The organism is Mycobacterium sp. NGS40 (assembly GCF_059812735.1).
Genome location: NZ_JCALDG010000016.1, coordinates 1 through 22,133, shown reverse-complemented (window position 1 = coordinate 22,133; position 22,133 = coordinate 1). Strand labels below are relative to the sequence as shown.

Below are 22,133 nucleotides of genomic sequence, written 5' to 3'. Positions count from 1 at the left end.
CATCCTCCGATCGGATGCCGCGGGTTGAATTGTTTATCCCCCAATCGGCGGACAGCTCAGGCCCGATGCGCGTGATCGTTGACCGCCAATGTTTGCTGTGGCACCGTCGTGCGGGTGAGGATCAGTTGAGAGGTCCGCGCATCGGGCTCACCGGCGCAAGTGTCGGGCTCATCTACGGATACGACCTGTCCATCATCGCCGGCGCGCAGCTGTTCATCACCGAAGACTTCGCACTCACCACATCCCAGCAAGAACTGCTGACGACGATGGTGGTGATCGGGCAGATCGCCGGGGCGCTCGGCGCCGGTGTGCTCGCCAATGCGATCGGCCGCAAGAAATCGATCATGCTGATCCTGATCGCCTACGCGACCTTCGCGCTGCTGGGTGCGTTCTCGACGTCGTTGCCGATGCTGCTGGCGGCACGGCTGCTGTTGGGCGCGTCGATCGGTGTGATGGTGGTGGTGGTCCCGGTGTTCATCGCGGAGTCGGCTCCGACGGCGGTGCGCGGCGCGTTGCTGACGACCTATCAACTGGCGATCGTCAGCGGCCTGATCGTCGGGTATCTCGCCGGTTACTTGTTGGCCGGCGGCCACAGCTGGCGCTGGATGCTGGGGCTGGCTGCGGTACCGGTGATCCTGTTGCTGCCGTTGGTGCTTCGGCTGCCCGACACGGCCCGGTGGTACCTGCTCAAAGGCCGGGTCGACGACGCCCGGCGCGCGCTGCTGCTCGTGGAGCCTGCCGCCAACGCCGACGCCGAGCTGGCCGAGGTCGGCCGCGCGTTGAGCGAAGGCTCCCCCGGTTTCAAAGGCGGCATCGGCGAGATGTTGCGACCACCGTATCTACGGGCCACCCTGTTTGTGATCGTGCTTGGCTTCCTGCTCCAGATCACCGGCATCAACGCGATCATCTACTACAGCCCCCGCATATTCGAAGCCATGGGATTCAGCGGAAATTTCGCGCTACTGGGCCTGCCGGCACTGGTGCAGGTCGCCGGTTTGGCCGCGGTGGGCGCAGCGTTGACGCTCGTGGACCGGGTCGGCCGGCGACCAATCCTGTTGTGCGGCATCGCCATGATGATCGCCGCGGACATCGTGCTGACGGTCGTGTTCGCCGGGGGCTTCGGCGGCGCGGCGCTCGGATTTGCCGGCATTCTGCTGTTCATCATCGGCTACACCCTGGGTTTCGGCTCGCTGGGCTGGGTGTACGCCAGCGAGAGCTTCCCCACCCGGTTGCGGTCGATCGGGTCGAGCACGATGTTGACCTCTAACTTGATCGCCAACGCGATCGTCGCGGCGGTTTTCCTGACGATGTTGCATTCCTTGGGCGGCGCGGGCACTTTCGCGGCATTCGGGGTGTTGGCCGTGATCGCGTTCGGATTCGTCTACAAGTTCGCGCCGGAGACCAAGGGTCGACAGCTCGAGGAGATCCGGCGCTTCTGGGAAAACGGCGGCCACTGGGAAGACCCGTGCACCTGATCCGTGCGGGCGCCGTCGTTCTCGATGGCAAGCTCTGCCGGCCAGGATGGGTGCAGATCGCCGGATGGCAGATTTTCACCTGCGGGTCCGGCAACCCGCCCAGACCACCCGACCAGGATTTCCCGGATTGCATTGTGGCGCCCGGGTTTATCGACATGCATGTGCACGGCGGCGGCGGGGCGTCGTATGTGGACGCCGAAAACATCGGCGGCGCCGCGGACTTTCACCTGAGCCACGGCACGACCACCACGATGGCCAGCCTGGTCACCACGTCGCCCGACAAGCTGCTCGCAGGTGTGCGAGCACTGGCCGACGCGACTCGAGACGGCACGCTGGCGGGCATCCACCTGGAAGGGCCGTGGCTGTCCACCGCGCGCTGCGGTGCACACGACCCCGTCCATATGCGTGACCCCGATCCCGCCGAGATCGACGAACTGCTGGCCGCCGCCGACGGCGCGATCCGGATGGTCACCCTGGCGCCGGAGCGACCCGGCAGCGGCGAGGCGATCCGGCGCCTTCGGGAAGCGGGAGTTGTTGTCGCCGTAGGACATACCGATGCGACGTATGAACTCACCCGGCAGGCGATCGCGCTGGGCGCCACGGTGGGCACGCATCTGTTCAACGCGATGCCGCCGCTGAATCACCGCGAGCCCGGAGCGGCGCTGGCACTACTGGAGCACCCGGACGTCACCGTCGAGCTGATCGCCGATGGCGTGCATATGCACCCCGCGATGGCGCTTGCGGCCATGCGTGCCGCCGGGGCCGACCGGGTGGCGCTGATCACCGACGCGATCGCCGCCGCCGGATGCGCCGACGGCAGCTATCAGCTCGGCGGGGTAGCGATCGACGTCGAATCCGGTGTGGCCCGGGTGCATGCGACGACTACCATCGCCGGCAGCACCGCGACGATGGATCAGCTCTTCCGCACCGCGGCCGCCCAGGCAGGACTGGAGGCCGCGGTGCGGATGACCTCGGCGACCCCGGCGCGGGCCCTGGGCCTACAGCAGGTGGGCGAGCTGCGGGCCGGCTACGACGCCAATCTTGTTGTGCTGAATCGCGACTTGCGGGTCACCGCCGTCATGAAACGGGGCCACTGGCGCTAGCGCAGCCAGCGGGTCAGCCGGGAAACAGCAAGCGCGCCAAAGGCTCCCATCGCCATCGCGGTCAGCGTTTGTCGGGTGCTGATCCCCTCGTCGAGCAGGACGCGTGGAGCGATGATCGCGGGCGCGGGCGGCGGAGCGTACTTGCTGCGCGGGTCGTTGGAAAGCGTCGCCGCCCAGGCCGCGGCGAAGAGCACGAGATACCCGGTGATGTAGGAGAACACCATCAAGCCCAGCACCGGCCCGAACGTCGCACCCGCCGGGCTGCGCAGCACGACGCTCAAGTAGATCGAGGCCACCTGTTTGAACAGCTCGAAGCCGATCGCCGCGAGTAGGCCGGCGCGCGCCGAGTTTGGCAGGCTGACCTTGTGTCGCGGCAGCCGGCCGATCATCCAGGTGAACAGCATCCACGACACCAGCAGCGACACCAGTATCGATAGGCCCCGGAATATCACGCCGAATATCGAGAAATCGGGTATGCCAAGCCATTTCAACACCGCGCGCATCGGAGCCGCGTGGCCTAACGCGGTCAGCGCCACGGTCGCGAGGATGACCACGAACGTCCCCACCATCGCGACCAGATCGGACAGCTTGCCGCGCACGAAGCCCGGCGACTGGATCGGTTCGTCCCACCACATCTCGGTCACCGCCTCGCGTGTGTGCGACATCCAGCCCAGACCGGCCCACGCCGCGGTGATCAGACCGATCACACCGACCGACGCGCGCGCGTTGATCGCCGAATTCATCAAATTCACCAACTGCTGTCCGAGGGCGCCCGAGATCGTGTCGCGGATGTGGCCGTCGATGCTGGCGAGCAACTGCGGATCTCGGGCCAGTATGAAACCGACGACCGCGAAACTGACCATCAGCAAAGGGAATAGCGCGAAGATCGTGTAGTAGGTGAGCCCGGCCGCCAAGAAGCCGCCGTTGCGCGCGTCGAAATGCTTGTAGGCGCGCAGCACGTGGTCGAGCCATCCGAACCGGGCCCGCAACCGGTCAAGGATTCCGGGCTTGGCCGGCTCGTCCATGGTGAGCGCACTACCTCCGTTGCGGAAGAAACCCCAGCCGATCGTAGACCCGCTGGACTGTTTTTCCGGCCACTTCATCGGCGCGCTGTGCGCCTGCCGCCAGCACGGCCTCCAATTCGGCCAAATCCGATGTCAATTCGTCGACGCGGGCCTTGATCGGGGTGACGAATTCGACGACGGCCTCGGCCGTCTCCTTCTTCAAATCCCCGTAGCCGCGCCCGGCGTATCCGTCCACGAGCTTGTCGACGTCGACTCCGGTGACCGCCGACTGGATGGTCAGCAGATTCGATACACCCGGCTTGACCTCGACGTCAAAGCGGATCTCACGTTCGCTGTCGGTCACGGCCGAGCGAATCTTCTTCGCGGACAATGCCGGATCGTCGAGCAGATTGATCAGGCCGGCATCGGTGGCCGCCGACTTGCTCATCTTCGACGTCGGGTCGGCCAGGTCGTAGATCTTGGCGGTGGCCTTGGGAATGAGCATGTCGGGAACGACGAACGTGTCCGGGAAGCGGCTGTTGAACCGCTCCGCGATGTCACGGGCCAGCTCGAGGTGCTGGCGCTGGTCCTCACCCACGGGGACCAGATCGGTGTCGTAGGCCAGCACGTCGGCGGCCTGCAGCACCGGATAGGTGAACAGCCCCACGGTGGTGGAATCGGTGCCCTGGCGCTGCGACTTGTCCTTGAACTGCGTCATCCGCGATGCCTGACCGAAGCCGGTGAAGCAACCCAGCACCCAGGCCAGCTGGGTGTGGGCCGGGACGTGGCTTTGCACGAAGACGGTGCTGCGGGCGGGGTCGATTCCCAGCGCGAGGTACTGGGCGGCGGTGACCAGGGTTCGGCGGCGCAGTGCCTCGGGGTCTTGCGCGACGGTGATCGCGTGCAGGTCGACCACGCAGAAGAAGGCGTCATATTCGTCGGGGTGGTCGTCCTGCAGCGCAACCCACTGGGTAATCGCGCCCAGCGCATTGCCGAGGTGAAGCGAATCAGACGTGGGCTGCACGCCGGAGAGGATCCGGCGGGGTCCGGTAGTGGTGCTCATGATGCCCCGATCTTTTCACGCGCGCTTTGGTCGCCGCGCCCTCGCTTGCGGTACCGGCGGTACCGCATTTAATGTCGGCTGCATGACGACGCGCGAGCCGATCCACCTGGGTTCCGGAGAGCCCGTCCTGCTGCTGCACCCGTTCCTGCTTTCCCAGATGGTCTGGGAGGACGTCGCGCAGCAGCTGGCGGACACCGGCCGCTACGAGGTGTTCGCCCCGACCATGGCAGGTCACAACGGTGGACCGTCGGCCGGGACCTGGTTTCTCAGTTCGGGGGTGCTCGCCGACCACGTCGAGCGGCAAATGGACGAACTGGGCTGGGAGACCGCACACATCGTGGGCAACTCGCTGGGCGGCTGGGTCGCGTTCGAGCTCGAGCGGCGCGGTCGGGCCCGCAGCGTCACCGGCATCGCGCCGGCCGGTGGCTGGACGCGGTGGAGCCCGGCAAAATTCGAGGTCATCGGCAAGTTCGTGCTGGGTATCCCGCTGCTGGTGCTCGCCTGGCTGTTCGGGACGCGGGTGCTGCAGCTGCCGTTCAGCCGCCAACTGTCCACCTACGCGCTCAGCGCCTCGCCGGACGGGGTCAGCGAGCACAAACTCAGCGGCATCATCGACGACGTCGCGCACTGCCCGGCCTACCTACAGCTGCTGGTCAAGGCGTTGCTGCTGCACGGATTGCGTGAGCTCGCGCTCAACGCCGTGCCCGCCCACCTGGTGGTCTGCGAGAAGGACCGGGTCATCCCGGCACCCAGGTTCAGCCGGCATTTCACCCGGCACCTGCCGGAGGGCCACCGGGTCACCAAGCTCGACGGAGTCGGGCATGTCCCGATGTTCGAGGCGCCCGACCGCGTCACCCAGGTGATCACCGGCTTCCTCGACGAGTGCAGCCGGGCGGACTCGCGCCCGCAGCAATCCACCGGCTAGTCAGGCCCGCGCCAGCGCCTTGTCCAGGTTCTCGGCGATCGAGGCGAGGAACTCCTCGCTCTGCTGCCACTTCTGATCGGGTCCGATCAGGATGGCGAGATCCTTGGTCATCTTGCCGCTCTCGACGGTGGCGATGACGACGGATTCCAGCTTCTGGGCGAAGTCGATGACGGCAGGCGTGTTGTCCAGCTTGCCGCGGTGCTGCAGTCCCCGCGTCCAGGCGAAGATCGAGGCGATCGGGTTGGTCGACGTCGGCTTGCCGGCCTGATACTGCCGGTAGTGCCGGGTGACGGTGCCGTGCGCTGCCTCGGCCTCGACGGTCTTGCCGTCGGCCGTCATCAGCACCGAGGTCATCAGCCCCAGCGAGCCGTAACCCTGTGCGACGGTGTCGGACTGGACGTCACCGTCATAGTTCTTGCAGGCCCAGACGTAACCGCCGTCCCACTTCAGGCAGGCGGCCACCATGTCGTCGATCAGCCGGTGCTCGTAGGTCAGCCCCTCGGCTTCGAACTGTGCCTTGAACTCCTCGTCGTAGATGCGCTGGAACTCGTCTTTGAACATGCCGTCGTAGGCCTTGAGGATGGTGTTTTTGGTGGACAGGTACACGGGCCATTTGGCGTTGAGCCCGTAGGCGAATGACGCCCGGGCGAAGTCGCGGATGGAGTCGCGGAAGTTGTACATCCCCATTACGACGCCACCGTGCTCGGGGATGTCCACCATCTCGTGCACAACCGGCTCGCCACCGTCAGCGGGCGTGAAAGTTATTGCGACAGTGCCGGGCTTGTCGACCTTGAAATTCGTCGACCGGTACTGGTCGCCGAATGCATGACGGCCGATGACGATCGGCTTGGTCCAGCCCGGCACCAGCCGAGGCACGTTCGAGATCACGATCGGTTCACGGAAGATGGTGCCGCCCAGAATGTTGCGAATCGTCCCGTTCGGCGAAAGCCACATCTTCTTGAGGTTGAACTCCCGGACACGCGCCTCGTCGGGGGTGATCGTGGCGCACTTGACACCCACACCGTGCCTCTTGATGGCATACGCCGCGTCGATCGTCACCTGGTCGTCGGTGCGGTCTCGGTGCTCGATGCCCAGGTCGTAGTACTCCAAGTTGATGTCAAGGTGCGGAAGGATCAGCATGTCCTTGATCATCTTCCAGATGACGCGGGTCATCTCGTCACCGTCGAGCTCGACGACGGGCCCCTTGACTTTGATCTTGGGCACGGTCAGCCCTGCGAAGCCGCTATCGCTTCATTGAACGTCTTGCTCGGCCGCATCACGGCGGTCGTCTTTTCGCTGTCGGGCTGGTAGTAACCACCGATGTCGACCGGTTCGCCTTGTACCTTTGCCATTTCGGCCACGATGGATTCCTCGTTCTCGCGCAGCGAGTCGGCCAGCGGGGCGAAGTGCTCACGCAGCTCTTCGTCGTCGGTTTGCTCGGCGAGTTCGCAAGCCCAGTACATCGCCAGATAGAACTGGCTGCCCCGGTTGTCGAGTTCACCGGTCTTGCGTGACGGACTCTTGTTGTTGTCCAGCAACTTGCCGATGGCGGCGTCCAGCGTCTTGGCCAGAATCTTGGCGCGCGCGTTGTCCGTCTTGATCCCGATGTCCTCGAAACACGCTCCCAGAGCCAGGAATTCGCCGAGGGAGTCCCAGCGCAGATGGTTCTCCTCGACAAGCTGGTGCACGTGCTTGGGCGCCGAACCACCGGCTCCCGTTTCGTACATCCCGCCGCCGGCCATCAACGGCACGATGGACAGCATCTTGGCGCTGGTGCCCAGCTCCAGGATCGGGAACAGGTCGGTCAGGTAGTCGCGCAGGATGTTTCCGGTCGCGGCGATGGTGTCCTGTCCGCGCATGGCGCGTTCGATGGTGTGCCGCATGGCGCGTTCCTGCGACATGATCTGGATGTCGAGGCCCTCGGTGTCCAGCTCGGCCAGGTACGTGTTGACCTTCTTGCGTAGTTCGTTCTCGTGCGGACGCTCCTGGTCCAGCCAGAACACCACCGGCATGCCCGAATTGCGCGCCCGGTTGACGGCCAGTTTGACCCAGTCGCGGATCGGCTCGTCGCGAACGATCGGCATGCGCCAGATGTCGCCGGCTTCCACGTTTTGCGTCAGCAGCACGTCCCCGGTGTCGAGGTCGACGATGTTGGCGACGCCGTCCTCGGGGATCTCGAACGTCTTGTCATGCGAGCCGTACTCTTCGGCCTGCTGAGCCATCAGTCCGACGTTGGGGACGGTGCCCATCGTGGTCGGGTCGAAGGCGCCGTGCGTCTTGCAGAAGTTGATGATCTCCTGGTAGATCCGGGCGAAGGTCGATTCCGGGTTGACGGCCTTGGTGTCCTTCTGCCGGCCGTCGGCCCCGTACATCTTGCCGCCGGCGCGGATCATCGCCGGCATCGACGCATCCACGATCACATCGCTGGGCGAGTGAAAGTTACTGATGCCCTTGGCCGAATCGACCATGGCCAGTTCGGGACGGTGCTCGTGGCAGGCGTGCAGGTCACGGATGATCTCGTCGTGCTGCGACGCCGGCAGCGACTCGATCTTGTCGTACAGGTCGACCAATCCGTTGTTGACGTTGACGCCGAGTTCGTCGAACAACGCCTGATGTTTGGCGAACGCGTCCTTGTAGAAGACCTTGACGGCGTGTCCGAAGACGATGGGGTGGGATACCTTCATCATCGTCGCCTTCACGTGCAGCGAGAACATCACGCCGGTCTTGCGCGCGTCCTCCATCTGCTCCTCGTAGAACTCGCAGAGCGCTTTCTTGCTCATGAACATGCTGTCGATGATGTCGCCGTCGCGTAGCGACACGGTCGGCTTGAGCACGATCTTCTTGCCGCCCTTGGTCTCCAGCTCCATCTTCACGCTGCGCCCGCGGTCCAGCGTCATCGACTTCTCGCCGTGATAGAAGTCGCCGTGCTTCATCGTCGCAACGTGGGTGCGCGATGCCTGGGACCACTCACCCATGCTGTGCGGGTGCTTGCGCGCGTACTCCTTGACCGCGTTCGGCGCGCGACGGTCCGAGTTTCCTTGGCGCAGCACCGGGTTGACGGCGCTGCCAAGGCATTTCGAATAGCGCTCGCGGATTTCCTTGTCTTCGTCGGTCTTCGGGCTCTGCGGGAAGTCGGGGATCTTGTAGCCCTTGCCTTGCAGCTCCTTGATCGCGGCAACCAGCTGGGGCACCGAGGCGCTGATGTTCGGCAACTTGATGATGTTGGTGTCGGCCAGCTTGGTCAGCCGGCCCAGTTCGGCCAGGTTGTCCGGCACCCGCTGCTCTTCGGTCAGGTGCTCGGGGAACTCGGCGAGGATCCGGGCGGCCACCGAGATGTCGCTGGTCTTGATCTCGATGCCGGCCGGCTCGGCGAAAGCCCGCACGATCGGCAGGAACGCGTAGGTCGCCAGCAACGGCGCCTCGTCGGTCAGCGTGTAGATGACGGTCGGCTTATCGGCGCTCACGGACGGTCCCTCTCCCGATCAGATTTTGGGGGGCTCAGCGTTGTCCTTGCCACGTTATCAAGGGCGTTTGAGCAGGTGTCGACCTGCCATTGGCATCCAGTCGGCTCAGTAAGCTAGTCTTCGTATTGGTCATGAGCGCCAGCATCAAGCCCCGGCTTGCTGGCCGGCAACCCTCCAACCGCGGTGGGGTGCCCCGGGTGATGACCAGGTTGAGTAGCCACAGCACCGGCTATCCGGCAAGCGCGGGTCCGCCATGACGGGCCCCTGAGTAGACAGGGAACGTGATGTGCAGTCACCCACCTCATCCGCGTCTCATCGCGTGTCGGTGCTGAACCACCGGCCCCCGGCTGACGTCTTCGATGCAGGCGTCCCGGGCGGCTACCAGCACCTCGACACGTCCCCTTCCAGCAGAAAGCCCCGCTCATGAGCGCCGACACCGACACCGATCCGACCGCGCATTGGTCGTTCGAAACCAAGCAGGTGCACGCCGGCCAGCAGCCGGACCCGGCCACCAACGCACGCGCCCTGCCGATCTACCAGACCACCTCGTACGTCTTCGACGACACCAACCACGCCGCCGCCCTGTTCGGGCTCGAGGTTCCCGGCAACATCTACACCCGGATCGGTAACCCGACCACCGATGTCGTCGAGCAGCGGATCGCCGCACTCGAGGGCGGCGTCGCCGCACTGTTTCTGTCCTCCGGACAGGCCGCTGAGACATTCGCCATATTGAACCTCGCATGTGCCGGCGATCACATCGTGTCCAGCCCTCGCCTGTACGGCGGCACCTACAACCTGTTCCACTACTCGCTGCCCAAGCTCGGCATCGAGGTGACCTTCGTCGAGGATCCCGACGACCTGGATTCATGGCAGGCGGCGGTGCGGCCCAACACCAAGGCCTTCTTCGCCGAGACGATCTCCAACCCGCAGATCGACATCCTGGACATCCCCGGTGTCGCCGGGGTGGCCCACGCCAACGGCGTACCGCTGATCGTCGACAACACGATCGCCACGCCGTACCTGATCCAGCCATTCGCCCACGGCGCCGACATCGTGGTGCACTCCGCGACCAAGTACCTGGGCGGGCACGGCTCCGCGATCGCCGGGGTCATCGTCGACGGCGGCACCTTCGACTGGACGCAGGGCCGCTTCCCCGGGTTCACCACACCCGACCCGAGCTACCACGGCGTGGTGTTCGCCGAGCTCGGACCGCCGGCGTTCGCCCTGAAGGCGCGCGTGCAATTGCTGCGCGACCTGGGGTCCGCGGCGTCGCCTTTCAACGCGTTCCTGGTGGCCCAGGGTCTGGAGACGCTGAGCCTGCGTATCGAGCGCCACGTCGCCAACGCGCAACGGGTCGCGGAGTTCCTCGAGGCTCACGACGGCGTGCTGTCGGTGAACTACGCGGGGCTGCCCAGCTCACCGTGGCATGAGCGGGCAAAGAAGCTGGCGCCCAAGGGAACCGGTGCGGTGCTGGCGTTCGAGCTGGCCGGCGGTGTCGAGGCGGGCAAGGCGTTCGTGAACGCGCTGCAACTGCACAGCCACGTCGCCAACATCGGCGACGTGCGCTCGCTGGTGATCCACCCGGCGTCGACCACCCACGCCCAGCTGAGTCCCGCCGAGCAGCTGAGCACCGGCGTCACACCCGGACTGGTGCGCCTGGCCGTCGGCATCGAGAACATCGACGACATCCTGGCCGACCTGGAGCTCGGATTCGCCGCCGTCCCGAACAGTTCTGACCCACAGTCCGTGGCGGCTTTCTAGGGACCTGACATGACGATCTCCGACGTCCCCACCCAAACGCTGCCCGCCGAAGGCGAGGTCGGCCTGGTCGACATCGGCTCGCTGACCACAGAGAGCGGCGCGGTCATCGACAACGTCTGTATCGCCGTGCAGCGCTGGGGCGAGCTGTCCCCGACCCGCGACAACGTCGTGGTGGTTTTGCACGCTCTCACCGGCGATTCGCACATCACCGGCCCGGCCGGGCCGGGACATCCCACACCCGGTTGGTGGGACGGAATCGCGGGGCCGGGCGCGCCGATCGACACCAACCGCTGGTGCGCGGTCGCGACCAATGTGCTGGGTGGGTGCCGTGGCTCCACCGGGCCGAGTTCGCTTGCCCGGGACGGCAAACCATGGGGTTCCCGGTTCCCGCTGATCACGGTACGCGACCAGGTCGAGGCGGACATCGCCGCCCTCGACGCGCTGGGAATAAACCAGGTCGCCGCTGTCGTTGGCGGATCCATGGGCGGCGCAAGGGCTTTGGAATGGATGGTCGGCCGCCCCGAGCGGGTCCGGGCCGGATTGCTGCTGGCCGTCGGGGCACGTGCCACCGCCGACCAGATCGGCACCCAGACCACCCAGATCGCGGCGATCAAGGCCGACCCGAATTGGCAAGGCGGCGATTACCACGACACCGGCCGGTCTCCGGATGCCGGACTGTCGATCGCCCGGCGCTTCGCCCATCTGACGTACCGCGGCGAGGTCGAACTCGACAACAGGTTCGCCAACGACAGCCAAAGCGACGAGGACCCGTCCGACGGCGGGCGCTACGCGGTGCAGAGCTATCTGGAACACCAGGGCGACAAGATCCTGGCCCGTTTCGACGCCGGCAGTTACGTGATCCTGACCGAGACGCTCAACAGCCACGACGTCGGCCGCGGCCGCGGCGGGGTGAGCAAGGCGCTGCGCGGGTGCCCGGTGCCGGCCGTGGTCGGCGGCATCACCTCCGACCGGCTGTATCCGCTGCGCTTGCAGCAGGAGATGGCCGACCTGTTGCCGGGCTGTCGCGGGCTCCAGATTGTCGACTCGATCTGCGGGCATGACGGATTTCTGGTGGAGACCGAGGCGGTGGGCGAATTGGTCCGCGAGACACTGGATTTGGCTGCGAACGAAGGTGCGTGTCGGCCGTGACCCGGTCGAGGCACGACCGCTCCCTGTCCTTCGGTTCAGCGGCCGCCGCCTACGAGCGTGGCCGCCCGTCGTATCCACCCGAGGCGATCGACTGGCTGTTGCCGCGGGGTGCGCGTCAGGTGCTGGATCTGGGCGCGGGCACCGGCAAGCTCACCACCAGGCTGGTGGAACGCGGCCTCGACGTGGTGGCGGTGGACCCGATTCCGGACATGCTCGAGGTGCTGAGCGCCTCGCTGCCGGAAACTCGTGCGGTGCTGGGCACCGCCGAAGAGATTCCGTTGGAGGACAACAGCGTTGACGCCGTGCTGGTCGCCCAGGCGTGGCACTGGGTGGACCCGGAACGAGCGATTCCCGAAGTGGCCCGCGTGCTGCGTCCCGGCGGACGACTGGGCCTGGTGTGGAACACCCGCGACGAGCGGCTCGGCTGGGTGCGGGAGCTCGGTCAGATCATCGGAAGCGACGGCGACGGACGCCGCTTCGACGTCACGCTGCCCCTGCCGTTTGCCGAGCGTCAGCGTCATCAGGTTGAGTGGACGAATTACCTTACGCCGCAAGCCTTGATCGACTTGGTTGCCTCGCGCAGCTACTGCATCACCTCGCCGACCGAAGTCCGCACTCAAACGCTCGACCAGGTACGCCGGCTGCTGGCCACCCACCCGGCGCTGGCGAATTCGACCGGGCTGGCGATGCCCTACGTCACCGTCTGCATCCGGGCGACGCTGGCCGGCTGACGGTCCTGCGCGGTGATCCTGGACTCGATGTCATAGGGCACGATGATCGCGGTCGCCCCACGGATGCGGCTGACGGCGCGAGCCATCTTGTCCGCGGTGCGATCGTGCAGCAGCCGGCCCAGCAGCGGCGAGAAGGTCCGGCGCGGCAACAGCACCGTCACCTTGCTGCCGGGGTGATCACTGAGCACCCGCCTGACCAATTCGTGTGCCGCCCGGCTCAAATGCCGATCCGGGCAGTTGATCAACCACAGCGGGGTGTCGTGTTCGAAGCGATCCCAGCGCTCCCGCAGCCGCATCGCATGATCGACATCGATCACGAAATGCACCGCGGTGAGCTCGTCGGCGTGCAGCCCGTACCCGAGGCGCAGTGCTTCCACCTCGGCGAGGTCGACCGAGTCGACGAACACCAGCACCTGCAGTTGCGGATGCCGGTCCAGGTCGATGTCCGCTCCGTGCGACATCTCCAGGACGGAAGCCTCGGCACGGTACTTCTTGTTCAGCCGTATCAGGGTGAACACCAGCACCGGGAATACGACCACGACGAGCCACGCACCTTCGGTGAACTTGGCCACCGCAAAGATCGCCACCACAATCGTCGAGGAGATCCCCGCCGACACATTGACGACGAACTTGCTCCGCCACCCCGGCCCGCGTTGCTTGTAATGGTGTTTGGCCATGCCGTAGCCGGCCATCGAAAATCCGGTGAACACACCGATCGCGAAGAACGGCACCAGCGCGCTCACCTTCGCCTCGGTGATCACCAGCAGCGTCAGCGCCAGACCGGCGAGCAGCAGGATGCCGTTGGAGAACACCAGCCGATGACCGCGCTTGGTCAGCGGGCGGGGCAGAAAGCGGTCCTCGGCCACGAAACTGGCCAACGCGGGAAAACCGTTGAAGCTGGTGTTGCAGCCGGTGAACAGGATCGCCGCGGTCGACGCCTGCACCAGGAAGTACAAGACATGGCCCAGCACACCGTTACCGAAGACGGCGTGGGCGATCTCGGACAACATCGACGGGTATTCGTCGAGATACGGCACGGCGTGGGTGACGTGCGCGAGCCAGGCCACCCCGGCCAGCAGGAAGCCGAGGATGCACGCCATCACCGTGATGACGCGACGGGCGTTGACGCCCTCGGGCTTCTGGAAAACGTCGACACTGTTGGAAACCGCTTCGATACCGGTCAACGAGGCGCCGCCATTGGCGAACGCACGCAACACGATCAGCACCGTCGCACCCATCACCAGTCCACCACCCTGATGCACCGGCACGGCACCGGCGATGTGCTGCGGGTCGTATTTTGGTAAACCCCAGATGATTTCACGAACGAAACCGGTCAGAATGGTCACGGCGATCATGGCGACGAAGGCATAGGTGGTCATTGCGAACGCCCGGCCCGACCGTCGCACCCCACGCAGGTTGACCAAGCAGATCAGCACCACCGCGGCCAGCGTGATTTCCAGATGGTACGGACGCAAGACCGGAATCGCCGAGACGACCGCCACGGTCGCGGCCGCGGGTTGCACCGCCACGGTGACCACATAGTCGATCAGTAACGCCGCCGCCGCGACCTGCGCCACCCGCGGACCGAAGTTCTCCCGGGCAACGGTATAGGAGCCGCCGGAGCGCACGTAGGTCATCACGACCTGCCGGTAGGACGCCGAGACCAGCGCCAGAATGACGAGGATGACTCCGGTGATCGGAAGTAACAACGCGAACGCCGCCATTCCGGCCGCCGGCAACAGCTCGAGCATGATCTGCTCGGGACCGTACGCGGTCGACGAGATAGCGTCCGGTGAAAGCGCGCCGAGCGCAACAGGATTCGACAGTCGTTCCGATTCCAGCTGATCGGTGGTCAGTGGCTTTCCGAGGAAGGTCCGCTTGCACCTGTCGGAAAATGACAGCGGTATTCCGGGGTTCGTCATACCCGGGTCACCTCCGCGATCCGGGACTCGATGTCATAGGGCACGATCTGTGCCGTCGCACCGGAAATGCGGCTGACCGCGCGGGCGATCTTGTCCGCGGTGCGGTCGTGCAGGAGTCGGCCTACCAGCGGCGAATACGTTCGGCGCGGTAGCAATACCGTCACCATGGTGTCGGGATGGTCGTCGAGCACCCGCAGCACCAATTCATGTGCGGCCCTTGCTAAGTGGCGGTCGGGGCAGTCGACCATCCGCAGCGGGGTGTGGTGCTCGAAGCGCTCCCACCGCTGCCGTAACCGCTCGGCGCTCAGCGCGTCCAGCATGAAGTGCACCGCTGTCAGCTCGTCGGCATGCAATCCGTTGCCGTAGCGCAGCGCCTCGATCTCGGCGAGATCGACGGCATCCACCAAGACCAGGACTCGATGTCGCGAGTAGCGTTGCAGCACAGGACTTTCAGAATGCGACATCTCCAGTACCGAAGCCTCGGCGCGGTACTTCTGGTTGAGCCGCATCAGCGCGAAGACCAACAGCGGAAAGACGACGACGATGAGCCACGCACCCTCGGTGAACTTGGCCACTGCGAAGATGCACACGACGATCGTCGACAGGATCCCGGCCGACAGATTCACGGCGATCTTGTAGCGCCACCCCGCTCCGCGTTGAGTCAGGTAGTGCTTGGTCATGCCGTAGCCGGCCATCGAAAATCCGGTGAACACACCGATCGCATAGAACGGAACCAGCGCGTCGACGGAGCCGCCGGTGATGACCAGCAACGCCACCGCCAGCGCGGTGAGGGTGAGGATACCGTTGGAGAACACCAATCGGTGTCCGCGCTTCATCAGCGGCCGGGGCATGAAGCGGTCTTCGGCGACGAAACTGGCCAGCGCGGGGAATCCGTTGAAGCTGGTATTGCCGCCGGTGTACAGGATCGCCGCGGTCGATGCCTGCAACAAGAAGTACAGGACATGACCGATCGCACCGTCGCCGAAGACAGCCCGGGCGATTTCGGACAACATCGACGGATAGCCGTCCACATAGGGCGCGGCGTGCGTAACGTGCACCAGCCACGCCACACCCGCCAGCAGAAAGCCGAGTATGCAGGCCATGATCGTCATCACCCGCCGGGCATTGACACCTTCGGGCTTGCGCAGACTGTTGACCGTATTGGAGATGGCTTCCACTCCGGTGAGCGACGAGCCGCCATTGGCGAACGCGCGCAACACGATCAGTACCGTCGCGCCCATGATCAGTCCACCACCCTGATGCACGGGGACGACTCCCGCCATGTGTTGCGGATCGTATGTTGGCAGATTGCCCAGGAATTCACGGACGATCCCGGCCACGATCATCAGCGACACCATGGCGACGAATGCGTAGGTCGGTACCGCGAAGCGAACTCCTGCTTCCCGCAGTCCGCGCAGGTTCGCGAAGCACATCAGCAGGACCACCCCCACCGTGATCTCCAGGCTGAAGGGCCCCAGCACCGGAACCGCCGACACCACCGCGACCGTGCCGGCGGCACACTGCACCGCGACGGTGACGACGTAGTCGATTAGCAGCGCGGCGGCGGCAACCTGGGCCACCCGCGGCCCGAAGTTCTCGCGCGCGACCACATACGATCCGCCCGACCGGGTGTAGACCATGACAACCTGGCGATAGGACGCGGACACCAGCACCAGGATCAACAGGATCACGCCGGTAATCGGAAGCAGCAATGCAAAGGCGGCCATTCCCGCTGCCGGCAGCAGCTCGATCATGATCTGTTCGGACCCGTAGGCGGTCGACGAAATTGCATCCGGCGACAGCACACCCAGCGCAACGGGATTCGACAATCTTTCATGCTGGAGCTCGTCGGTGATCAAAGGCTTTCCGAGCAGGCCGCGCTTGCACACGTCGGAGAACGATGACCACGCCTTGTGCTTGTCATCCAAAGTTGTTGCCACAGGCCATATTCCTTATCCCCATCCGAATCCCCATCCGATGAAACCCGCCGAAAGCGTAGCGCCTCGAAGGTGTCATGTCTCTTCCCCGCCAGACGACAAGGAGCAGGAAAGTCCGCAAAGACACAGCAAGTTTTCAGCGATACTGGCAGGAGATTCGAAGTTGGTCATCTGGGTGTAACAAAGAAGGTCTCTTGGATCACAAAAGCAGCCGATTTCAACCACATTCGGCAACAACTGAGGCTCACTAAGATCACCATGAAATCAGGTAACTACCAGCAAACACTCATGCCGTGGGCGGGTCCGGCAACTACACCAGCCGGGCTGTCGAGTTCACTGAATCGGTGAATTATGTTGTGCTCCAACGGAATTATGGCGCCAGGGCGGACATTCGCTTACTTTCCAGTGAATTCTGCTGAGGCTCACAGCGATTCATCAGCTGTTACGATCGGCCAAATCTTCTGAAAGGGGCGGAATCTCATGCACCAGTGCGTCATCGTCAGCGGTGATGACGCGCTGGCGACGACGATCATCGAGGAGCTGAAAAGGGCGGGCGCAAGCGTTGCCAGGCTCCTCGACTCCGACCTCGCCGGCGCCCGCGTCAAGACCGAACTCGCCAAGGCCGGCGTCGCGCACGCGTCGGCGGTCATCTGCGCCGGCGTGGACGATGCCACGAATCTCGAGATCGCCCTGCTGGCGCGTAAGGCCAATCCCGATATTCGCGTCGTGGCGCGACTGGCCAACGACGTGTTGCGCGAGGCCGTCGCCGCCGACGACGGGCTGAGCGCGATCCTGGGCGTTGCGGACCTCGCGGCGCCGGCAGTCGTCGAAGCGTGCTTGGCACGCACTACCCACCCTTTCGAAGCCGCCGGAATGCAATTCGTTGTCTTCGGCGCCGAAGCGCCCTACGACGCGGCCTTGCGTGAGATCTACGGCGACCTGGCTCCCGTAGCAATTGTCAACGGTGAGAAGACCCTCAGCCCCGGTGAAGTCGTGGTCTGCCCGGGGCGGGACATGCGCGTCAACGCGGGCGACTGGACGGCCATGATCGGCACCACCGAGGAGGTGGCCGCCTGCGGGATCAAGGCACCGCGTCAAAACAGAACGCGTACCCGTCAGCCGCGGCTGCGCCGAATGATTTACGCCTTGCGCACCCTCTCCAATGACGTCAATCCCGCCTTCTACCCCGTGATCGCGGCGCTGGGCGTTTTGGTCATCGGCTCGACGACGCTGCTGCATTTCTCCTACACCCACCCGGGGATGTCGTGGGTCGACGCGTTCTACTTCACCAACGAGACGATCACCACCACGGGCTACGGTGACTTCAGCTTCGCCAAACAGCCGACCTGGTTGCGGTTCTACGCCGCCATGCTGATGTTGGGCGGCGTGACCACCACCGCCCTGCTGGTCTCCTTCGTCGCTGATGTGATGTTGTCCCGGCGGTTCGTCTGGTCCTCCGGACGCCCACGGGCACGGCACCTGCGCAACCACGTCATCGTCGTCGGCCTTAGCGCGCTGGGCATCCGGGTCGTCACCGATCTGATCGCGGAAGGCTATGACGTCGCGGTCATCGAGCGTGACCAGGGCAACCCATTTCTGTCGACGATGACCGAACTTGACGTGCCGGTGATCTTCGGGGACGCGACCCTGCGCCAGACGCTGGAGGCCGCCCGTGTCGAAACCGCCCGCGCGATCGCGGTGCTGACTCGTGACGACATGGTCAATATCGAGACCGGAATCGTGCTTCGGGAGATGCTGGGCTCCCAGCTGACAACGGCAGGCAACAGCCGGTGGAGTGAGGTTCCGGTGGTGCTGCGGGTCTACGATCACGACCTCGGTTCCGCGGTCGCACAGCGATTCGGGTTCGAGAATGTACGTTCCACGGTCGAGTTGGCCGCACCGTGGTTCATCGGCGCCGCAATGGGTCTGCAAGTGCTGGGCACGTTTTCAGTCGGAAGCCGATCCTTCTTGGTTGGTGGCATGCATGTGCAGGCCGGCAGTGAACTAGACGGGTTGCAGATGTTCGAGGTGTCAACCCAAATCCGGGTGATCGCGATTACCCGCGACGACGCCCCGGTTCAGTTGCACCCGCGCCGCGATGCCCGGCTCAGCGCCGGAGACACCGTCTACCTCGTCGGCCCATACCGGGAACTGCTGGCCACCTTGCGCAAGGGACAGCCGTCTACCGATGCTGCCGCTCACCCGTGCCCGGGCGAAGCCTACTCCATCGTTCGCTCGAACGGCGCCGGCGCGTAATGGATTTCGCGACACTTCCGCCGGAGGTCAACTCCGGCCTGATGTACAGCGGTCCCGGGTCCGGCCCGATGCTGACCGCCGCCCAGGCGTGGGAAGAGCTTGCGGCACAACTATACTCGTCGGCACACTCTTATCAGTCGGTGGTCTCTGAGCTTGCCGCGGGACCATGGCGGGGTCCGTCGTCGGTGACGATGGCGGCGGCCGCCGCGTCGTACGCGGCATGGATGGGCCGAACCGCCGCGCAAGCCGAGCAAACGGCCGGGCAGGCCATTGCGGCCGTGGCCGCGTATGAGTCCGCTTTCGCCGCAACGGTTCCCCCGACGGAGGTGGCCGCCAACCGCAGCCTGCTGATGTCGTTGATCGCCACAAACCTGTTGGGGCAGAACACGCCCGCCATCGCGGCCACCGAGGCCCAGTACAGCGAGATGTGGGCGCAGGATGCGGCGGCGATGTATGGCTACGCCGGTTCGACGGCAGCGGCCACACAGCTGACGCCGTTCGCCGCGCCACGACAAAACACCGACCCGAGCGGGACGGCAAGCCAGGCGGATGCGGTGGCCCAGGCCGGTGAGGTGCCCGCCGGCTCGGCGCAGAGCGTGGTGACCAGTGCGACGGGATCCGACGTGGCGACCGCCGCCGCGTCTGCGCTCGGCTTGTCGACACCGAGGGACGCGATCGACCTGGGTGCCGACGCCATTGCCTACGCCGTCGACGCGCCACTGGCACCACTCGGGGCAATTTCCCTTCCGATCGACCTGGTCGGTGCCCAGACCGGTATACACACTGACGACATCGTCAGTGGGTGGGACGCCGCGGGAACCGCACCGGAGGCTGTGGTGAAGAGCGTGACGCCCTCCGTATCGGGGCCGAATGTGGTTTCCAACACGGTGTCGGCGGGCCTGGGCGAGGCCGAGGCGGTCGGACGGCTCTCGGTGCCGCCCACCTGGGCTTCCGCGACGCCGGCCGTGCAGCCGACTGCGCTGGCTTTGCCGGCAACGCCGGCCGCGTTCGCACCGCAGGCGGTGACCCCCGGTTTGGGTAGCTCGTTCGGCGAGATGGCCCTGGCCGGCACGGCCGGGCGTGCCATCCGCGATGGTTTCGGCGCGCGCGCCAAGGATCGGGTCGGGCCCCAGGCAGTCAGTGCCGCGGCCCCGCGAATCGGCGACGACGATACCGCCGCCGGGGACGAGCCGCGCACCGTGGTGACGGGAATCGCAGCCGAGATACGCGAATTCGCCAGGCTGCGCGACGAGGGGCTGATTTCCGACCAGGAATACACCGAGCAGCGGAATCGACTGCTGGGTCGCTGATGTGAATTCACCACTGACCGACGACGTCCAACAGAGGAACTGCATCTTAAAGTTGAGCGCGGGCCTCGAATCGCGTCATAGTTGGAGCTAAACATGTTGTCGCGCACGGTATCTTGAGCTCGTGCCGAGGGCCGCAGAGTACGCCTCCGCGGTACGGGATTATCCAACCGCGAAAGTTGCGGATTCCCAGCGTCCCCCGCGATGGAAGCCAATCGTGCTGCTCGCTTTGGTCGTCGGGCTGCAAAGCGCCGATGCCGGGACCGTGGGGGCACTGGTTGTCCCACTCACGCAGTCATTGCACATCAACAACATTCAGGTTGGCCTGCTGGTCACGGTGTCGACCGGCGTCGGTGCCGTCGCCACGCTGGTGGCCGGGCCGCTGGCCGACCGCACCGTGCGGGTGCGCCTGCTGTGGATGGCGCTGCTGCTGTGCTCGGCGGCGATGGCGCTCAGCGCGGCCAGCCCCAGCTACGGCTGGCTGCTGGCATGCCGGGTGGCCCTCGGCGCCGGGATCGCGGTGTCCGGGCCCGTGGTCGCCTCGCTGGTCGGCGACTACTTCAAGCCGGCCGAGCGCGGTCGCGTGTACGGGCTCGTCCTCGCGGGTGAGGGCACGTGTACGGCGATCGGGCTGCTGGTCGCGGGCGAACTCGGGGCCCTCAGCTGGCGGCTCGGTTTCGGCTGGCTGGCCGCGGTGGGTTTCCTGCTCAGCGTCGCGGTGGGCACACTGCTGCGCGAACCGTCGCGTGGCAGCCGACTCGGCGACCGGGTGACGGATGCGCCGCACCGCTCGGTCTGGCGGGAACTGCGCTGGGTGGCGTCGGTGCGCACCAATGTCGTTCTGATCGCGGCGTCCTCGTTCGGCTACTTCTTCTCGACCGGGTTGAGCACGTTCGGTGTCGCCTTGCTGTGCGGCCGGTTCGAGATCGGCCAGTCGGTGGCCACCATGCTGATCGCCGTCCTCGGGGTCGGGGCGCTGACCGGCGTGCTCACCACCGGACGCATGGCCGACTGGCTGACCCATCGGGGGCACATCAGCGCTCGGATCATGGTGGGCGGGGCGGCTTTTCTCGCCGCGGCGGTATTCATCCTTCCGACGCTGCTCGCGGACAGCCTGGTGTTGGCGCTGATATTCGCGTTCTTCGCGGGTACCGCGATGGGTGGGGTGAACCCACCGCTGAATGCGGCAAGGCTGGACATCGTGCATTCCCGGCTGTGGGGCACGGCGGAGGCGGTGCGGAGCACCCTGGTGTCGGTGTCTACCGGGCTGGCGCCGGTGGTGTTCGGCGGGGTGTCCGCGGCGCTGGGCGACACCCCCGGCGCGTTGGGCGACACCTTTCTGATCATGCTTGTCATGCCGATCGTCGCCGCGGGGCTCTTGCTCGTGGTTGCCCGGCGTACCTACCCGCGCGATGTAGCGACGGCGATGGCCTCCGAGGTGCTGACGGCTACTACCGAACCGGAGCGGTGCCGAACCTGAACCGGCGCCCGGAGACCTCCAGCGGGAGCAGCCGGACGAAGTAGGGCTTCACCGTTGCCGGCCACGCCATCAACGGCGCTTCCTCGGCGTCGAGGATCTCGTCAGCGGCCGTCAGCAGGTGTGCCCTGCCCTGGATGATCACGCTCCACCCCTCGACGTCGGTGTAGCCGTCGGCCTCGAAAGCTACCTGGTCGCTCATCACGGCGTGGTAGAGCTTGGTACCCGGAGCAGTTCGAAAGACCAGGGTCCGGCGCTGGGTGATGTAGTTGATCGGAAAGATTTCGGCTCGGCCGTTCGTGACGACGACAAAACGGCCTAATGCCGTGCTCGATAGCAAGTCCCAGCTCTCTTCATCGCTGAGTACGGTCACCGGATCGTCTGCAGGCATGGCTCAGCCTAACCCGATGGGGATCGGGCGGGGCCGCTGACTGAAGTTTGCCAGGATGATCATCCCGCACGGCCGCCCCTGACCCGATGGCTGCGGCACCGGGCGTGAAGACGACTACCGTTGCTTCATCCAACATTACTGGCGCACAGGGCCTTTCGTCGCTATTAC

14 protein-coding genes, 2 pseudogenes and 1 riboswitch are annotated in these 22,133 nt (G+C 65.4%); of the genes and pseudogenes, 9 read left to right on the top strand and 7 right to left on the bottom strand.

Annotation, left to right across the window (positions count from 1 at the left end; genetic code table 11):
• Positions 1-65 precede the first annotated feature (65 nt).
• Entirely contained in the window at positions 66-1,475 is a 1,410-nt protein-coding gene (locus AC5Y5O_RS22360; protein ID WP_096285083.1) for a sugar porter family MFS transporter, read from the top strand.
• Positions 1,466-2,578: an N-acetylglucosamine-6-phosphate deacetylase gene (gene nagA / locus AC5Y5O_RS22355; protein WP_096285081.1), complete on the top strand. Its 1,113-nt coding sequence runs from the start codon at positions 1,466-1,468 to the stop codon at positions 2,576-2,578. The genes AC5Y5O_RS22360 and nagA overlap by 10 nt, the downstream gene beginning before the upstream one ends.
• Here the strand turns inward: nagA and yhjD are convergent.
• Together yhjD and trpS are read right to left on the bottom strand one after the other, a co-directional pair.
• Positions 2,575-3,603 carry an inner membrane protein YhjD gene (yhjD, locus tag AC5Y5O_RS22350; protein ID WP_500027610.1) on the bottom strand — a complete coding sequence of 343 codons (1,029 nt, stop codon included), beginning with the start codon at positions 3,601-3,603 and terminating at the stop codon, positions 2,575-2,577. The genes nagA and yhjD overlap by 4 nt on opposite strands.
• Before the next feature lie 10 nt (positions 3,604-3,613).
• The gene (gene trpS / locus AC5Y5O_RS22345) at positions 3,614-4,645 is read right to left on the bottom strand and encodes a tryptophan--tRNA ligase (RefSeq protein ID WP_096285077.1); all 1,032 of its coding nucleotides are present in this window, start codon (positions 4,643-4,645) and stop codon (positions 3,614-3,616) included.
• A gap of 82 nt (positions 4,646-4,727) precedes the next feature.
• Here trpS and ephH point away from each other — a divergent pair, with 82 nt between their 5' ends.
• Positions 4,728-5,570 (top strand): epoxide hydrolase EphH, encoded by an 843-nt coding sequence (gene ephH, locus AC5Y5O_RS22340; RefSeq protein ID WP_165796307.1) that lies wholly within the window; start codon positions 4,728-4,730, stop codon positions 5,568-5,570.
• Here the strand turns inward: ephH and AC5Y5O_RS22335 are convergent, their stop codons facing one another.
• Together AC5Y5O_RS22335 and AC5Y5O_RS22330 are read right to left on the bottom strand one after the other, a co-directional pair.
• A complete protein-coding gene (locus AC5Y5O_RS22335) occupies positions 5,571-6,800 on the bottom strand; it encodes an NADP-dependent isocitrate dehydrogenase (RefSeq protein WP_500027608.1) in 1,230 nt (409 codons plus the stop codon).
• The gene (locus AC5Y5O_RS22330) at positions 6,797-9,034 is read right to left on the bottom strand and encodes an NADP-dependent isocitrate dehydrogenase (RefSeq protein ID WP_500027501.1); all 2,238 of its coding nucleotides are present in this window, start codon (positions 9,032-9,034) and stop codon (positions 6,797-6,799) included. The genes AC5Y5O_RS22335 and AC5Y5O_RS22330 overlap by 4 nt, the downstream gene beginning before the upstream one ends.
• Positions 9,035-9,161: 127 nt before the next feature.
• Positions 9,162-9,283, top strand: a riboswitch (SAM riboswitch).
• A gap of 174 nt (positions 9,284-9,457) precedes the next feature.
• Between AC5Y5O_RS22330 and AC5Y5O_RS22325 the strand changes: the two genes are divergently transcribed.
• From AC5Y5O_RS22325 to AC5Y5O_RS22315, 3 genes are read left to right on the top strand one after another with little or no spacing between them, the layout of a single operon-like run.
• A complete protein-coding gene (locus AC5Y5O_RS22325; protein WP_096285069.1) occupies positions 9,458-10,795 on the top strand; it encodes a bifunctional o-acetylhomoserine/o-acetylserine sulfhydrylase in 1,338 nt (445 codons plus the stop codon).
• 9 nt (positions 10,796-10,804) lie between these two features.
• Complete coding sequence (gene metX, locus AC5Y5O_RS22320; RefSeq protein ID WP_096285067.1) at positions 10,805-11,944, top strand: homoserine O-acetyltransferase MetX; 1,140 nt, start codon at positions 10,805-10,807, stop codon at positions 11,942-11,944.
• On the top strand, positions 11,941-12,675 hold the full coding sequence (locus AC5Y5O_RS22315) for a class I SAM-dependent methyltransferase (protein WP_096290901.1): 735 nt from the start codon (positions 11,941-11,943) through the stop codon (positions 12,673-12,675). The genes metX and AC5Y5O_RS22315 overlap by 4 nt, the downstream gene beginning before the upstream one ends.
• A gap of 14 nt (positions 12,676-12,689) precedes the next feature.
• Here AC5Y5O_RS22315 and AC5Y5O_RS22310 read toward each other — a convergent pair.
• Both AC5Y5O_RS22310 and AC5Y5O_RS22305 read right to left on the bottom strand, forming a co-directional pair.
• A pseudogene (locus AC5Y5O_RS22310) lies at positions 12,690-14,597 on the bottom strand (APC family permease); the annotation flags it as partial.
• 11 nt (positions 14,598-14,608) lie between these two features.
• A pseudogene (locus tag AC5Y5O_RS22305) lies at positions 14,609-16,525 on the bottom strand (APC family permease); the annotation flags it as partial.
• A 489-nt stretch (positions 16,526-17,014) separates the two neighbouring features.
• Here AC5Y5O_RS22305 and AC5Y5O_RS22300 point away from each other — a divergent pair.
• The 3 genes from AC5Y5O_RS22300 to AC5Y5O_RS22290 all read left to right on the top strand — a co-directional run bounded on the left by AC5Y5O_RS22300 (position 17,015) and on the right by AC5Y5O_RS22290 (position 21,577).
• Positions 17,015-18,790 (top strand): NAD-binding protein, encoded by a 1,776-nt coding sequence (locus AC5Y5O_RS22300; protein ID WP_096285061.1) that lies wholly within the window; start codon positions 17,015-17,017, stop codon positions 18,788-18,790.
• A complete protein-coding gene (locus tag AC5Y5O_RS22295; RefSeq protein ID WP_096285059.1) occupies positions 18,790-20,100 on the top strand; it encodes a PPE family protein, SVP subgroup in 1,311 nt (436 codons plus the stop codon). The genes AC5Y5O_RS22300 and AC5Y5O_RS22295 overlap by 1 nt, the downstream gene beginning before the upstream one ends.
• 214 nt (positions 20,101-20,314) lie before the next feature.
• Positions 20,315-21,577: an MFS transporter gene (locus AC5Y5O_RS22290; RefSeq protein ID WP_243393780.1), complete on the top strand. Its 1,263-nt coding sequence runs from the start codon at positions 20,315-20,317 to the stop codon at positions 21,575-21,577.
• Here the strand turns inward: AC5Y5O_RS22290 and AC5Y5O_RS22285 are convergent.
• Complete coding sequence (locus tag AC5Y5O_RS22285; RefSeq protein ID WP_096285055.1) at positions 21,549-21,965, bottom strand: pyridoxamine 5'-phosphate oxidase family protein; 417 nt, start codon at positions 21,963-21,965, stop codon at positions 21,549-21,551. The two genes, AC5Y5O_RS22290 and AC5Y5O_RS22285, sit on opposite strands and share 29 nt — an antisense overlap.
• Positions 21,966-22,133 lie beyond the last annotated feature (168 nt).